Here is a 14,213-nt window from a genome sequence, read left to right as displayed (position 1 = left end):
CGATGTTTTAGTGTTGTAAATTTCACGTAAGAACACAAGTAGAAAATACAAAACTCTACAACTCGTTGGTGAGTTGTTTTTGAATAGAATCAAATAATTGAAATACCGTAATCGGCTCAGCTAAAGTCGAAATTGTATTTTGAATCAGTTGCCAACTGACCCCGTGCTGGCGGTCTAAGACTAAACAAGGGTAGGCGATCTCAGTGCGTGAGAGCTCGACACGTCTTTGGCCATGAATGACCCGAATTTTTTGTCGTTCTTTAAGTACTAAAATAGGGGTATTGAGGTCTGCAGAGCTTTCTTCAAACTGAATAAATTTACGACTATTCAGCAGATCCGCCAAAATAAAGGGATGATAATTTTCGATATGCCAGACCAGTTTGGCTTGCTGGGTATACACTTGAAAAATAGAAAATACATCATGTACATGACCCTGTAATTTCTCCCACTCAATTTCACGGATGGCTGCCAATTGATGATGATTGCTTTGTGCAAATTGTTGGCTCAGGCGAACGGCTTGAGCAGAACTATCAGCACCGAATAGCGCCAAATACTTAATAAAACGTCCCTGTAGACTGGTTTGTTCAGCCAGATAAATCGGATAGTCAGACCAATGATCCAGTTGGTCAGAGTAGAGGAGCAAGTCGACATTTTGGCTGATATCAGTCTGCACCGAAATGTCTAGACGATATAGTTTTGGGTCTAAGTGGGTCTGATCTAATTCAAGCAATTGCGCTTGATACTGACCAAGATGGATCTGTGTAGGCAGTATACCTGGCGATGCTGTTGATGATATTTCAGAGTTTAGAAGGCGTTTAGATGAGTCCGCATTTGGCTCAGGCACAATAGTTGGCACATCGAGTCGAGCTGATGTAGCGAAGGGCTTAATAGAGGGGCTCTGAGGCTGAACTTGTGAATCATTGCTAAGGGTCAAATGATCTAGACCCGAATGTGCTTTTGCTATTTGTGCCAGTGGCAAGTTTAAAGCTGTATCAATAGGGCGGGCAGCTTTCTTGTCTTGTTCGATCTTTTGCAGAGGGGCCTGAGAATGCTGTAATTTCCCCGCATTTTTTTCCTCAGCTATGCGCGGATTCACCGCTTCAAGTTGACTGGTATATGGTCTATCGTCGGATTCTAACTTTATTTCAGCTAAGGTGAGGTCAAATGCCAAATTAGATTCGGGGAGTCGTTTCTCTGGCTCCTGAGACTGTGTTACAGATATATCGACTGTTGACGAATCTAAAAGCTCAATATCAGAAAACACAAAAGATTTAGAAATAGCTGCGTGTTCAAGATCTACCACATGATTTGTTTTGTTAGATGCTATTGCAACGGGCGTTATAAAGGGATTAGCTTCTGCAACTTCTGCAACTTCTGCAACTTCTGCAACTTCTGCAACTTCTGCAACTTCTGCAACTTCTGCAACTTCTGCAACTTCTGCAACTTCTGCAACTTCTGCAACTTCTGCAACTTCTGCAACTTCTGCAACTTCTGCAACTTCTGCAACTTCTGCAACTTCTGCAACTTCTGCAACTTCTGCAACTTCTGCAACTTCTGCAACTTCTGCAACTTCTGCAACTTCTGCAACTTCTGCAACTTCTGCAACTTCTGCAACTTCTGCAACTTCTGCAACTTCTGCAACTTCTGCAACTTCTGCAACTTCTGCAACTTCTGCAACTTCTGCAACTTCTGCAACTTCTGCAACTTCTGCAACTTCTGCAACTTCTGCAACTTCTGCAACTTCTGCAACTTCTGCAACTTCTGCAACTTCTGCAACTTCTGCAACTTCTGCAACTTCTGCAACTTCTGCAACTTCTGTGGTCGAAATAAAACTCTTCGGCACTTCAGTACTGTGTGTACTCAGCGTCGTCGGAACAGGCTCCATCATATTCAATTGCTGATCGACTGATGAATGATCAATCAACCATTGGTAAACCTCTTTAAACTTTGAAAACCAAGGGCTGTTATACACATGAGTTGAAGCATCTTGAAAGCTAATTTGCCAACCTAAACCCGATTTATATAAAACGCCCCATGCAAAATGTTGTTGCTGTTTTAAAGCACTGCTAAGGGCAGATTCATACTGAAAAAGACCAACATATAAATGTCGATATGGGCTCTGCTGTAACCAGTGTTCGGCCGTAGCTTGAGGTTGAGTGAGGGCTTTATAGGCTTCGAGTTGTTTGTGGAAAATGGGCTCATCACAACGGGCAAAGATTTCACGAATGCGTTTTTTTGAGCGCGCAATTTCAAAAAAGACAAATGCTGATGTTCCAAACCGTCAATCAATTGATGCAGTTCTTTGATCAGCAGTGCTTTTTCGATTGCTTTCATGTGCTGAGCTCTAAAGTTGTTTTTGTGCTTGTTCCAAATAACTTGCTAAAATCATATTGAGTGCAAGTTCAAGTAATTTATATTCGGCTGAAGTTGGTTGTGTGTACTGCTTTGCTAAAGCAATCAATTGATCTGGATCAATAGTTTGTGGAGAAATACGACCTTGAATTAAAGCTTGTAAATTTTGCATAGGCATATGGTCTAAGAAGGCATTTAGTTTTGGTTTTACGGTTTAGTATTCTTTTTGATCATAATTAGAAAATCTTAAATAGGCAAAAACTATTGCATATCCTATACGAGAAAAATGTTGTAAAAAATGTAAATAACTTCGATTAAAACACAGATCACTCTAAATATTTTTGATCTAGATGCTAAATATTTGAAAATTTTTGTCAGTTATTAACCTTTTTAGGCAAAAAAATAGGCAATATAAATTGCCTATTTTTTATTTAATTTTACAAGAATTAAGCTTCTTGATGGGGTGCTTCGGCAGGTGCCTGAGCAGTTGCCGTTTGTGCTTTTACTGGTTTTTTTACAGGAAAGCTTGGGGTATAAACTACTTGTGCAGATACAGTTGCAGAAAGAGCGATTACAGCAACAGCCAAAGTATACTTAAGAGCGTTCATGATATTTCCTCGATGGAAAAGGAAGTCTCGAAAGAGACTGGGAGGTTAAAAAAAGATAAATTTCGCATGAATAATATCAAAAAATGAACAGTTTTAGCGGAGCTAAAGTTTGAAAAAAGATGAATGGTGAGTTCATTTATCATTAAAAAACAATGAATTAGAATAAATGCTCTAGTTGGTTTTTGAGTTTTTGCTCTATCGCTAAGCTACTTAAATTAAAAGTGAAAATCTAAATTTTCAAATTGAGTACGGGCATGCGTGATATGCTCTTTTTTGCTCAAAATCACAGCGGAAAGACCCTTGAACTACATGATTGTTTGATCAAATAATCATCAATAGGTGGAAAGCCTATTGTGTGCACTACGTAAGTTTTTGCTGTGGAATGTTTAATCAATCCAATCTTGTATAAAAAATCACCTATGATGGAAAACCAAAACAAAAAAATCAGAGGATGAACCCATGGCCATTGCAAAAGTGGTAGAAGTCAATTCGAGCAGCGTAAAGAGTTTTGAAGATGCCATCCAGACAGGTATCGCTAAAGTCACTGAGACGGTAAAGAATGTGCAGGGTGCTTGGATTAATGAGCAGAAAGTGGTGGTGAAGGACAATAAAATTGTAGAGTATCGGGTCAATCTTAAAATTAGTTTCTTGGTCGATTAAAGCCACAGCGAACCGCATTAACCTATAAAAAATCCCCAAAGTATGGGGATTTTTTGATTTTAACTATAGGCGCTTTTAAAACATCGCTACAGGGCTTGAATTATGGTTTGGGTGTTTCACACGAGTCGTCTGTACACTGTGCTGCTTGCTCTTGTTGTTCAGCAGGTGCTTGCGCTTTTTCTAAGACTTGTAGGAATACTTCACGGGGTTGAGCACCCGCTAAAGCGACACGTTGATCGAATACAAAAAACGGAACGCCCGTCACCTTGAGTTGTTCACGTGCTACTTCTTGGTCAAATTTAACGAAATCTGCATATTCGTCAGAATCCAGCACATCATCCACTTCAACAGGGCTTAAGCCAATTCGGGATGCGACATCTTCAATGGTTTCACGTTCGCCAATTGGGAGACCTTGTGTCATATAACTATAGAAAAAGGCTTCCTCTGCTTCATTGCCCAAGCCACGACTTTGTGCCAAGTGAATAATACGGTGGGCGTTAAAGGTATTGCCTGAGTTAGCGTTTTCCCAGTTAAATTCAATTCCTTCTTCGGCAGCCATCGCTGCAATATTTCGCTGCATTTCTTCAACTTCAGCAACAGTACGACCATATTTTTGTGCAAGACGTTCTGAGTTTGATATTTCTTGACGTGTTGGCGCTTCAGGGTCGAGTTCAAAACTATGCCAGTGGACTTCTAGTTCAACACCTGCTTGTTCAGCTGCAGCTTCTAAGCGTTTTTTGCCAATATAGCAAAAGGGGCAAACAACATCTGACCAAATATCTACACGCATGGAATTTCTCAAAATAGTAAAAAGCAATTAAAAAAATGATGGGGGTGAGTTCTAAAATTTAAAGCAAAACACATGAAAAAAGCCAGCAGATGTTCGCAGCTATATTATAAGGACAATGTTGAGTTGTACCGTTTATCTGACAACGCTGCTGCATAATGGACGAAAAATATACAATAGAGGTGCTGGTGATGCTATGACATCTGCCTTTTTATATCTCTTATTTTTTGGGATTGTTTTATGAAATTTTTACATTCTCTTCCTATCGTTTGTTGTGCTTTTATTTTTATGCCGACTGTGGCTAAAGCTAATGGTGATATTGTTAGCCTTCCTACCTTTAAGACTATGGCAGAATCAGAACTTCGTGCCGAAACGGGTGTCATTCCGTACCAACAAGACGAAAATATTCGTAAAGCTTTACAGCATCGGATCATCCAATTACAGGGTGATGCACAATCTTTTGTGGTCGATCCGACCATCACTCAAAATGTGGATATTTTACCACCCGCAGTTACCGCAGATTTGAACTCTGTACCTCCGCTATTACGTGAGCATGTTTTGAATATTGCTGCAGGTTTACAGTCCTCCAACCCGACTGAAGGTTTATATATTATGTTGCAGCCGTTTGGTATTGACCGCAATGCAACCAATGTACAAACAGCCCGCGAGCAAATTTCGATTGGGCAAATTGACCATAACTTTATGCAAGGGATTCAACAGAATATCCAGCAACAGAGAATAACCCCAGCCAAGTAATGGCTTCTTCATTTATTGATCGCTCATACACTCCTTTTTAACTCGTGGAGGATATGAGCGATGTGCTCTGAAAAGTTTGATAAAATGTTTAAATATTGATCATACTTCGATATTTGCTATGATAAAAAGAAATGAAGAGGAAGCTGAACATGCGACGTATCGTGTTGATTTTAGTTCTTGCGACCAGTGCTATTTTCGGTTGGATGTATTATCAGTATTCTCAACAACAAAAAGAACAGCAGCAACTACAAAGCTATGAAACGGTACTATATGAAAAGACCGAACAAATTTACAAGCAAGCCCAAGACTGGACCACACCAATTCAAGTCGATGTAAAAGACCCACGTCTGACAGGCGACTACAAAATTATGGCTGAGTTTGTGCTGAGTCATATGTTGCAAAATGCCGAAGCGCGTAATCAATATCTACGTGATTTAAAAGCCTTGAATTGGGATCAATTCTTAAATATTGACCGATTAAGCAAAGACAAAAACAACAAGTATGCTGAAACGGAACAAATGCTGAAAGACGTACATACCGTTGTCGATAGCTATGCCCAGCAGGTCGAGCAACGTCAGAAACAGGCGATTGATCAAGCCAAGGATTTACCGATCTCTTCTCGGTTTCGTCATCAGTTAACAGACAGTATGCAAGCCAGTGACAAGAGCCAAGAAGCGATGCGTTTGTTTAAGCTGGAACAGCAGAATTTAGCCAAGGCAGATCAAATCTTCTTGGTGCTCAAAAACAATCAATGGGAAAAGAAAAACAACACCTTTATGTTTTATGAAGATATACCACTTCAACAGTTTAATGCGCTGTATAAAGAGATTTTAGCCTTAAATGGTCAAATGCAGCGGGTAGAGAAACAAACCCAAAAAGAGGTAGAACAAAAGTTATAACCAAATACAAAGATGACAGTTTTGTAAGCAGACTGTCATCTGCTGTTCAAAATAGCTTGCTAGATTAAAAGCATCACAAAGATGACGACTTTTCAGTGTAGGCAGGTGAGTCATGAGAACCATACACGTTTTTGCTGATATTCAGCATGTGTATAGTGAGTTTGTAGAAAATAAAAACTATCCAAAATTAGAAAGCTTAAACAACTGGGGAAAGAATCGTTTCTTCTTTAACCAATATTTTGAAATGATCGAAGACTGGCACCATACTGAACAGATCGTGATTCAATTCAATCAACAGTACTTTAGTTTAGACACAGGCAATGCCCCTGACTTTATGGACAAAGAAAAGTATATGGCGTGGTTGATGGGCGAGCTTTTAATTTAAATCTATCCTAAAACTACACAGCGCCTAATTCGTTCTCAGCGCTGTGTCTTTATTGGATTAATCAAAGATTTTATCGGCAGCTTGGAAAGGTAGGCTGACCACGTCGATTGCCACGGCAAAAGGCAACAGTACTAACTTTTCAAAAGGATTCATGCCTGACTTGGATTTATAACTTTCCTCTTGATGGGTATAAATACTCACCTGATAAGGCTTACTCAAAGCTTTTAAAGAGGCTAAATTATTCGCGGCAGGGTAGACGACACCTGCTAGTTTGATCTCAAAACAGAAACGCTGTGCCAACATGCGTTCATCACTGGAACTCGAACATTCCTTTGCCCCATTTTCAATAAAAAATTCCAGATCTTTCTTGCTGATGTCTTCTTTGAGTTTCACATAAGACAATGGCAGTGTTCCTGTAAAATGACCATCATTCTTTTCTGAGTAGAAGTTTAGTTCTCGGGTGACTTGAATATTTTTCGGGTCCAATTTGCCAATCAAACTGACAAATTGAGGCCCACCTTGGGTCAATACATAACTTTTTTGTTGCCCAGCAATCACTAAACTATGCGCAGGTAAATTCGGTAGAGGCTGAGCAGGTTTGCCAAAAGCCACCACTTGGTCTTCGATCAAGGTTACTTTGTTGGTACGGGTATAGGTTTTATTGTCTTTGGTCATTAGGGTTTTAGTAGCACAGCCTGTGAATAATGTTCCTATGACGCCTAAACAGATGACGGTTCTTAAAGGTGATGCAAACATCGTTAGACTCCAAATCATTTGAAATATAGTTAAGCTGAATTTTTATTGTCTTTAAGCCTATCATTAAAATGGGTAAAAAGGCGTCAAAGCCAAAAAATTGAAGTAATGTAAATTTTATAAGTCGCTCAATGCAGTGGGGTGATCGCTTTTATTTCTTATCCACTGGTAGTTTCTAGTTACTGAATGAATGTTCATTTGAGTCTGAACTGGCTATGATCATACAAGCGTTCGATAAAAACGATGGACTAGCGAATACGTCATAACAAGGTGGGAAATCGGCTGATGCAAAACTTGATTTGTTATAAAGAACTGCCTGTGTGGACTGCGCAGACCATTCCGCAAGGGTTTAAAAATCAACACAATACCAAAGCGGGCACGTGGGCCAAGTTACAGATTTATCAAGGAGAGCTAAGCTTTGCTTTTTTAGATGAGACAGGTCAAGTGCAATCTGAACATCTGTTTACCCCTGAGCAACAGCCACCATTTATTCAGCCTCAAGCATGGCACAAGATTGTTTCGACCAGTGATGATATAAAGTGTCAGCTACAATTTTACTGTACTCCGCAGGATTATTTTTATAAGAAATATCAGCTTTCACCTACGCATTCAGAAATTTTGACGGCTATGCCGTATTTACACTGTGGTTGGGCTTTGGATGTCGGCTGTGGGCAGGGGCGAAATTCGCTGTATTTAAATCAGCAGGGTTTTGAGGTGGATGCTTGGGATGTGAATCCGCAAAGTTTGCAAAAACTACAGCAGATAATAGATGCTGAAGGTATTCAAAAGATTCATCTACAACAGCGTGACCTCAATGCTGACTCAAGCATTACAGGCACATATGACTTTATTTGCTGTACGGTGGTGATGATGTTTTTAGAAGCCCCAACGGTGAAACCGTTGATTGCGCAGATGCAACAAGCCACAAATATAAATGGGTTTAACTTGATCGTGTGTGCGATGGATACCGATGATATTCCTGCACAGCCTGACTTTTCATTTGCGTTTAAAGCAGGGGAGTTAAGCGCTTTGTACGATGGTTGGAACATTGTGAAATACAATGAAAATGTAGGTGAGTTACATCGGGTTGATGCGCAGGGTAATCGGATTAAGCAGCATTTTGCGACGTTGTTAGCGCAGAGGAAAATATTAGTTTAATAAAAATCTTTTCTGTGTTTTCAAGTGAGTGAAATTACTTAATTAATTATAAGTTGTTACGCATAATTTTTAGAATATGTTGTATATTTATTATAAATTTACAAAAAAATTTAAATACTTATGATCAAACTTAAAAACATTGAAATCTTAAAATTTAAATCCTTCACTTCACCTCAAAAAATTGTAGTTGAGAATGATCTAACTGTTTTGGTAGGCATGAATGAGTCTGGTAAAACCTCAGTTCTAGAATGTTTGGCAAAGACGAACTATTTTGAAAGTGATGAAAAATTTACCTTTAATCAAACTTTAGATTATCCAAGAAAGGAAAAGAAAGCAATTGATAGATCGGGAGAAGATCCTAAAGCAATTATTTGTGTATACGAGCTTTCAGATGAATTAATAAATTTAATTGAAGAAGAGGTTGGGAAAGGCAGTTGGATTGGAACTAAAGAAATAGAAATTACTTCGCGATATTCAGACAATAAACTAATAGGAGGCGTACAAATTGATTTTGAGAAATTTATTGCCCATCTAAATATTATTGGATTAGCGGATGAATTGATAACTAGATTAAAGCAAACGAAATCTGAAGAAGAGTTTGAAGCTTTAAAAGTGAGTTATCCAGACTGTAGTGAAAATTTAGAAATTTTTTCTAAATATTTTTCTAAAGGTTCTCAATGGCAAAATTTTATAGAAGCCTATGTTTATAGAAAGATAATTTTTAAAAATCTACCAAAATTTATTTATTATGATGAATATTATCAGTTACCTTCTCGTATTGTATTAGAGAGTTTGATATCAGAAGAAGAAGAGATAACTGATGAGCTAAAAACAGCGAAAGCTCTATTGGAGTTAGCTGAAATTGATATAGAGGAATTAATAACGGCTGATGATTTTGAAGAGTATATAGCTGAACTTGAAGCGACAGAGGCTACTATTTCCGATACGTTGTTTGAATTTTGGTCTGCAAATAAAAATTTAAATATTGAATTTAAAATTGATAAAAAATTGAGGAAGGTTAAAAGAAATGTATCTATTCATGGATATAGTCAAGAAGTTGATGACATTCAAATTGCAGAACATGTGTTAGATATACGTGTTAAAAATTCTAAAACAAGAGTTTCACTCCCACTCCAAAATAGAAGTAAAGGTTTTAACTGGTTTTTTTCATTTTTAGTATGGTTTAATAAAATTCAGGCTGACAATAATTCTACCTATATTTTATTGTTAGATGAACCAGGTCTTAACTTACATGCAACAGCACAAGCTGATCTACTGAATTTTTTAGAAAATTTAACGGATCGCTATCAAATTATATATACAACTCATTCTCCTTTCATGGTTCAAGCTGATCGCTTGCATAGAGTGAGAACCGTATTTAGTGACTCAGATACTTCTATAGTTACAGATAGTATTCAACAAAAAGATCCAAATACGCTTTTCCCTCTTCAAGCTGCATTAGGATATGATATTGCTCAAAATTTATTTATTTCTAAGAAAAATTTACTAGTAGAAGGTGTTTCAGATTTAATGTATTTGACGCAAATATCTGAATACCTTAAGTCAATTGATAGAATTGGTTTGAATGACGATATAACAATTGTTCCTAGTGGGGGGTTAGATAAAGTAGCAAGCTTTATTTCTCTTTTAAGAGGTTCTAAACTTTCAATTTTTTGTTTACTTGATTCTTTTACCGACCAGAAAGCTAAATCTAAGTTGGATAGAATGATTAGCGAAAAAATTATTGCTGATAAAAATATTAAATTTTTTCATGAATTTCTAGAGGATAGAGTTAAAGCTGATATTGAGGATATATTCTCAATTGATGAATATCTGAAATTATTTAACCTCAGTTTTAAAGAGCAATATCCAGAAATAAATGAAAAAAATCTAGATTCAAATATTGAGGGTATTTTGTCTCAAATAAATAAAGTTATCAATAAATCTAGATTTAATCACTATTTACCTGCTAAGTCTTTTACTATGTCCACAGAATATTGTGAACAATTATCTAAAGAGACATTAGAAAGATTTGAAAACATATTTAAAGAAGTTAATAAACAGCTTAAATAAAAAAGAAACCCCGCAATAAGCGGGGTTCTTTTTTATCTCAGTATTTAATTAAACATTAAACACGTTCGATAATGGTTGCAATACCTTGACCAAGGCCGATACACATCGTCGCAAGACCAATTTGCGTATCTTGTTGTTCCATCACATTCAACAACGTCGTTGTAATACGCGCACCAGAACAACCCAATGGGTGACCCAACGCAATCGCACCACCATTTAAGTTAATGATGTCTTGCTTCTCATACACGCCTAAGCCTTTCATGACTGATAAGCCTTGAGCAGCAAACGCTTCGTTTAACTCGATGGTTTGGATATCTGCCATGCTTAAGCCAGCACGTTTAAGCGCTTTTTGAGTTGCAGGTACAGGACCATAACCCATGATCGCAGCGTCACAGCCTGCAACAGCCATAGAGCGAATCACAGCACGTGGCTTAAGACCTAAAGCTTGAGCACGTTCAGCAGACATCAGTAGCATTGCAGAAGCACCATCAGACAAAGCTGAAGAAGTCGCAGCTGTTACTGTACCGCCTTTTGGGTCAAATACAGGACGTAAACCTTTGAATGCTTCAAGGTTTGCATCTGGACGAATTACTTCGTCGATGTCGCACAGGATTTTGAAGCCATTGGCATCATGACCTTCAACACCTACGATTTCATTTTTGAAACGACCTTCTTGTGTTGCAGCCCAAGCGCGGCGGTGAGATTCAACACCGAACGCATCTTGTTCTTCACGTGAAATGCCGTTCATACGACCTAACATTTCAGCCGTTAAGCCCATCATGTTAGACGCTTTTGCATAGTGCTTAGACGCTTCTGGGTTCAGGTCGATGCCGTGCATCATCCCTACGTGACCCATGTGCTCTACACCACCAATGATGAAGATATCACCTTGGTTGGTTGCAATCTGTGCAGCAGCGGTGTGAAGCGCTTGCATAGATGAACCACAAAGACGGTTAACCGTTTGACCTGCCACAGTTTTTGGAAGGTCAGCCAATAAACCAATGTTACGGCCAATGTTCATACCTTGCTCTAGAGTCTGGTTTACACAGCCCCAGATCAAGTCTTCAACTTCATTGGTGTCAAACTGGTTACGAGCAACTAAAGCACGAACCAATTCAGCCGATAAGCTGTCAGCACGTACATTGCGGAACATACCGTTTTTGGTTTTACCCATTGCTGAACGTACGCCATCAACGATGACAACGTCACGTGGATTTAAAGTAGCCATTCACGTTGCTCCTTAACCGTAGAATTTTTTGTTGTTAGCAGCCATGTCACGCAACATTTGTGGCGCTTCATAAGCCTTACCTAAGTGTGCGTATTTGTCGCAAAGTGCAACGTATTCAGCAACACCTGTTTGGTCGATGTAACGGCATGGACCACCACGGAATGGAGGGAAACCTACACCCATAATCATCGCCATGTCTGCTTCAGAAGCAGTCGCTACGATGTTGTCTTCTAGGCAACGAACAGTTTCGTTACAGAAAGCCAGCATCATACGGTCAATGATTTCTTGAGCATCAAACTCACGTTTTTCCGCAGTTGCCACAGTAGCAACAAGCTCATACGCAGTTGGATCAACCACTTTGGCTTTTTTGCCTTTACGGTCAAGTTCGTATTTGTAGAAACCAACGTCGTTCTTTTGACCCAAACGTTTGTTTTCGTACATGATTTCGATTGAACCTTTGAAGTCTGGCTTCATACGGTCAGGGAAACCTTCCGCCATGACTTCTGCACCGTGAACGCCCGTGTCGATACCCACCACGTCGATCAAGTAAGCAGGACCCATAGGCCAGCCGAATTTTTCCATGACTTTGTCGACTTGTTGGAAGTCAGCACCGTCTTTCAATAGCAGGTCAAATGCACCGAAGTAAGGGAACAATACGCGGTTTACAAGGAAACCAGGGCAGTCGTTTACAACGATTGGTGTTTTACCCATTTTCTGAGCAAGAACTACAGTAGTCGCAATCGCTTCAGCAGAAGTCTTCTCACCACGGATCACTTCTACCAATGGCATCATGTGTACTGGGTTAAAGAAGTGCATACCGACAAAGTTTTCAGGACGTTGTAGGTTTTCAGCCAAACGTGTGATTGAAATTGTTGAAGTATTTGAAGCAATGATCGTGTTGTCACGAACATTCTTCTCAGTTTCAGCAAGTACAATGCCTTTTACTTTTGGATTTTCAGTCACCGCTTCAATCACGATGTCCACTTCTTTAAACTCGTCATAGCTTAAAGTTGGACGGATGCGCGCAAGAGTTTCACCCATTTGAGCAGGTTTCATCTTCTTACGTTCAACTTGTTTGGTCAGTAAGCCATTTGCTTCTTTCATACCCAAAGCAAGTTGTGGATTACCAATGTCTTTCATGATGATTGGTGTGCCTTTGCTTGCCGCTTGGTAAGCAATACCGCCACCCATGATACCCGCGCCTAATACAGCCGCTTGGTTTACAGGGTGCGCACCTTTTTCATATTTCTTCGAAGTTTTCTTCACCACTTGGTCATTGATGAATAGACCAATTAATGCACCTGCTTGTGGTGTAATCGCTGCTTTTGCAAAACCAGCTGCTTCAGCTTGCAGTGCTTCATTACGTGGAAGGCTTGCACCAGCTTGTAATGAGTCAAGAAGAAGTTTAGGCGCAGGGTATTGAGCAGGATTTGCTTTTGCAAGTACTGCACCTTTCGCCGAGTTGAACGCCATCATTTGTTCGATTGGGTTCAATTTAACTGGGTCAAGTTTTTCTTGGCGTTTTGCTTTCCAGTCTACACGGCCAGCAAGGGCTTGTTTAACCAAGTCAATTGCAGCGTCTTGTAGTTTATCCGCAGCAACCACTGCATCAACAGCACCATCTTTCAGTGCAGCAGCTGGTTTTTTAGGATTAGCCATGGCCATCCATTCAACTGCATTGTCGATACCAATGAGACGGCTTAAACGAACCGTACCACCGAAACCAGGGAAGATGCCTAGTTTGATTTCAGGAAGACCGACTTGAGCCGCTTCTGACATCACACGATAGTCACATACGAGACACATTTCAAAGCCACCGCCCAATGCCATACCATTGATCGCAGCAACTTTAGGAATCTCTAAATCTTCAAATGCGTTGAAGATGTCGTGAACAGGCAATGCCCAATCCACAATCGCTTGTTCGCCTTGAGCGAAGTTTGCACCAAATTCAGTAATATCTGCGCCAACGATAAATGTAGATTTAGCCGAAGTAACGATTAAACCTTTGATGTCGCTGTTTGTTTTAACAGCGTCAATCGCGGCTTTGAAATCTTCAATCGTTGCACGGTTAAATTTGTTGACCGACTCACCTTGTAAGTCAAAGCGGAATTCTGCAATTCCGTCCGAAAGCATTTGGACGGTAATGGCATTGCCAGCGTGGATCATGCCTGATCTCCTTTATTTTGGAGGACTTCTAAGTTGATGTTGTGAAGCGAGTACGTCATTCCTACGTACATCTATGCTCCGCCAATCTTACGATAACTATATCGAAAAAGAACATAACAAGTTGTATCAAGCCGTGACGCAAGGGTCATCTATTTTTGTTCAATTGTTTTCTATGTTTATGTGCAGTGCTTTTGCTTGATTGTGCTTCAATATAATGAAGCTTTTGTTTCACTTCATGTTTTTAATGACAAGTATTTGAAAATAAGATGCAGAAGTTATTCTTATTTTCGTTCATGTTTTATTGTTATTTTGGGCAATTCAGTCAATTTTGAGAAATCTAGTTTGATTGAAAAGCTTGAAAACTTGTTCCTAAAAACATGAAATAGGC

General features: G+C 39.3%; 14 protein-coding genes. 6 read left to right on the top strand and 8 right to left on the bottom strand.

What is annotated here, in order from left to right; genetic code table 11:
* Positions 1-55: 55 nt before the first annotated feature.
* From ACZ8ZH_RS16215 to ACZ8ZH_RS16200, 4 genes are all read right to left on the bottom strand, one after another.
* Positions 56-1,972, bottom strand: a complete 1,917-nt coding sequence (locus tag ACZ8ZH_RS16215; RefSeq protein WP_470247783.1) for a hypothetical protein — start codon at positions 1,970-1,972, stop codon at positions 56-58.
* 83 nt (positions 1,973-2,055) lie between these two features.
* The gene (locus tag ACZ8ZH_RS16210) at positions 2,056-2,334 is read right to left on the bottom strand and encodes a hypothetical protein (protein ID WP_470247782.1); all 279 of its coding nucleotides are present in this window, start codon (positions 2,332-2,334) and stop codon (positions 2,056-2,058) included.
* Positions 2,335-2,344: 10 nt separating this feature from the next.
* Positions 2,345-2,524, bottom strand: coding sequence for a hypothetical protein (locus tag ACZ8ZH_RS16205; RefSeq protein WP_162900293.1), 180 nt, complete (start codon positions 2,522-2,524; stop codon positions 2,345-2,347).
* A gap of 274 nt (positions 2,525-2,798) precedes the next feature.
* Complete coding sequence (locus tag ACZ8ZH_RS16200) at positions 2,799-2,960, bottom strand: hypothetical protein (protein ID WP_162900292.1); 162 nt, start codon at positions 2,958-2,960, stop codon at positions 2,799-2,801.
* A gap of 459 nt (positions 2,961-3,419) precedes the next feature.
* Here ACZ8ZH_RS16200 and ACZ8ZH_RS16195 point away from each other — a divergent pair, with 459 nt between their 5' ends.
* A complete protein-coding gene (locus ACZ8ZH_RS16195) occupies positions 3,420-3,620 on the top strand; it encodes a dodecin family protein (protein WP_086209726.1) in 201 nt (66 codons plus the stop codon).
* A 100-nt stretch (positions 3,621-3,720) separates the two neighbouring features.
* On the opposite strand, the gene ACZ8ZH_RS16190 is transcribed toward ACZ8ZH_RS16195, so the two are convergent.
* Positions 3,721-4,410, bottom strand: a complete 690-nt coding sequence (locus ACZ8ZH_RS16190) for a DsbA family oxidoreductase (protein WP_086209725.1) — start codon at positions 4,408-4,410, stop codon at positions 3,721-3,723.
* Between the two features lie 237 nt (positions 4,411-4,647).
* Here ACZ8ZH_RS16190 and ACZ8ZH_RS16185 point away from each other — a divergent pair, with 237 nt between their 5' ends.
* The 3 genes from ACZ8ZH_RS16185 (at position 4,648) to ACZ8ZH_RS16175 (ending at position 6,447) form a co-directional block, all read left to right on the top strand.
* Entirely contained in the window at positions 4,648-5,163 is a 516-nt protein-coding gene (locus ACZ8ZH_RS16185; RefSeq protein ID WP_086209724.1) for a hypothetical protein, read from the top strand.
* 149 nt (positions 5,164-5,312) lie between these two features.
* Positions 5,313-6,062 carry a hypothetical protein gene (locus ACZ8ZH_RS16180; RefSeq protein WP_119064193.1) on the top strand — a complete coding sequence of 250 codons (750 nt, stop codon included), beginning with the start codon at positions 5,313-5,315 and terminating at the stop codon, positions 6,060-6,062.
* A 112-nt stretch (positions 6,063-6,174) separates the two neighbouring features.
* Complete coding sequence (locus ACZ8ZH_RS16175) at positions 6,175-6,447, top strand: hypothetical protein (protein WP_119064191.1); 273 nt, start codon at positions 6,175-6,177, stop codon at positions 6,445-6,447.
* 57 nt (positions 6,448-6,504) lie between these two features.
* Here the strand turns inward: ACZ8ZH_RS16175 and ACZ8ZH_RS16170 are convergent, their stop codons facing one another.
* Positions 6,505-7,203 carry a YidX family protein gene (locus ACZ8ZH_RS16170; protein WP_119064190.1) on the bottom strand — a complete coding sequence of 233 codons (699 nt, stop codon included), beginning with the start codon at positions 7,201-7,203 and terminating at the stop codon, positions 6,505-6,507.
* 282 nt (positions 7,204-7,485) lie between these two features.
* On the opposite strand from ACZ8ZH_RS16170, the gene tehB reads away from it, so the two are divergent.
* Together tehB and ACZ8ZH_RS16160 are read left to right on the top strand one after the other, a co-directional pair.
* Positions 7,486-8,358 carry an SAM-dependent methyltransferase TehB gene (gene tehB, locus ACZ8ZH_RS16165; protein WP_119064188.1) on the top strand — a complete coding sequence of 291 codons (873 nt, stop codon included), beginning with the start codon at positions 7,486-7,488 and terminating at the stop codon, positions 8,356-8,358.
* 120 nt (positions 8,359-8,478) lie between these two features.
* On the top strand, positions 8,479-10,431 hold the full coding sequence (locus tag ACZ8ZH_RS16160) for an AAA family ATPase (RefSeq protein WP_119064186.1): 1,953 nt from the start codon (positions 8,479-8,481) through the stop codon (positions 10,429-10,431).
* 55 nt (positions 10,432-10,486) lie between these two features.
* On the opposite strand, the gene fadA is transcribed toward ACZ8ZH_RS16160, so the two are convergent.
* Both fadA and fadB read right to left on the bottom strand, forming a co-directional pair.
* Positions 10,487-11,659 carry an acetyl-CoA C-acyltransferase FadA gene (gene fadA / locus ACZ8ZH_RS16155; RefSeq protein ID WP_004978712.1) on the bottom strand — a complete coding sequence of 391 codons (1,173 nt, stop codon included), beginning with the start codon at positions 11,657-11,659 and terminating at the stop codon, positions 10,487-10,489.
* Positions 11,660-11,671: 12 nt separating this feature from the next.
* On the bottom strand, positions 11,672-13,825 hold the full coding sequence (fadB, locus tag ACZ8ZH_RS16150; protein ID WP_119064184.1) for a fatty acid oxidation complex subunit alpha FadB: 2,154 nt from the start codon (positions 13,823-13,825) through the stop codon (positions 11,672-11,674).
* Positions 13,826-14,213 lie beyond the last annotated feature (388 nt).

The sequence above is a fragment of the Acinetobacter sp. SW-226 genome (assembly GCF_055632855.1).
This window is presented reverse-complemented; position numbering and strand designations above follow the sequence as displayed.

What these genes read in the sequence shown, in the direction of transcription:
- ACZ8ZH_RS16210 (WP_470247782.1), bottom strand. Translation starts at nt 2,334, where the DNA reads ATGAAAGCAATCGAAAAAGCACTGCTGATCAAAGAACTGCATCAATTG.
- ACZ8ZH_RS16205 (WP_162900293.1), bottom strand. Translation starts at nt 2,524, where the DNA reads ATGCAAAATTTACAAGCTTTAATTCAAGGTCGTATTTCTCCACAAACT.
- ACZ8ZH_RS16200 (WP_162900292.1), bottom strand. Translation starts at nt 2,960, where the DNA reads ATGAACGCTCTTAAGTATACTTTGGCTGTTGCTGTAATCGCTCTTTCT.
- ACZ8ZH_RS16195 (WP_086209726.1), top strand. Translation starts at nt 3,420, where the DNA reads ATGGCCATTGCAAAAGTGGTAGAAGTCAATTCGAGCAGCGTAAAGAGT.
- ACZ8ZH_RS16190 (WP_086209725.1), bottom strand. Translation starts at nt 4,410, where the DNA reads ATGCGTGTAGATATTTGGTCAGATGTTGTTTGCCCCTTTTGCTATATT.
- ACZ8ZH_RS16185 (WP_086209724.1), top strand. Translation starts at nt 4,648, where the DNA reads ATGAAATTTTTACATTCTCTTCCTATCGTTTGTTGTGCTTTTATTTTT.
- ACZ8ZH_RS16180 (WP_119064193.1), top strand. Translation starts at nt 5,313, where the DNA reads ATGCGACGTATCGTGTTGATTTTAGTTCTTGCGACCAGTGCTATTTTC.
- ACZ8ZH_RS16175 (WP_119064191.1), top strand. Translation starts at nt 6,175, where the DNA reads ATGAGAACCATACACGTTTTTGCTGATATTCAGCATGTGTATAGTGAG.
- ACZ8ZH_RS16170 (WP_119064190.1), bottom strand. Translation starts at nt 7,203, where the DNA reads ATGTTTGCATCACCTTTAAGAACCGTCATCTGTTTAGGCGTCATAGGA.
- tehB (WP_119064188.1), top strand. Translation starts at nt 7,486, where the DNA reads ATGCAAAACTTGATTTGTTATAAAGAACTGCCTGTGTGGACTGCGCAG.
- ACZ8ZH_RS16160 (WP_119064186.1), top strand. Translation starts at nt 8,479, where the DNA reads ATGATCAAACTTAAAAACATTGAAATCTTAAAATTTAAATCCTTCACT.
- fadA (WP_004978712.1), bottom strand. Translation starts at nt 11,659, where the DNA reads ATGGCTACTTTAAATCCACGTGACGTTGTCATCGTTGATGGCGTACGT.
- fadB (WP_119064184.1), bottom strand. Translation starts at nt 13,825, where the DNA reads ATGATCCACGCTGGCAATGCCATTACCGTCCAAATGCTTTCGGACGGA.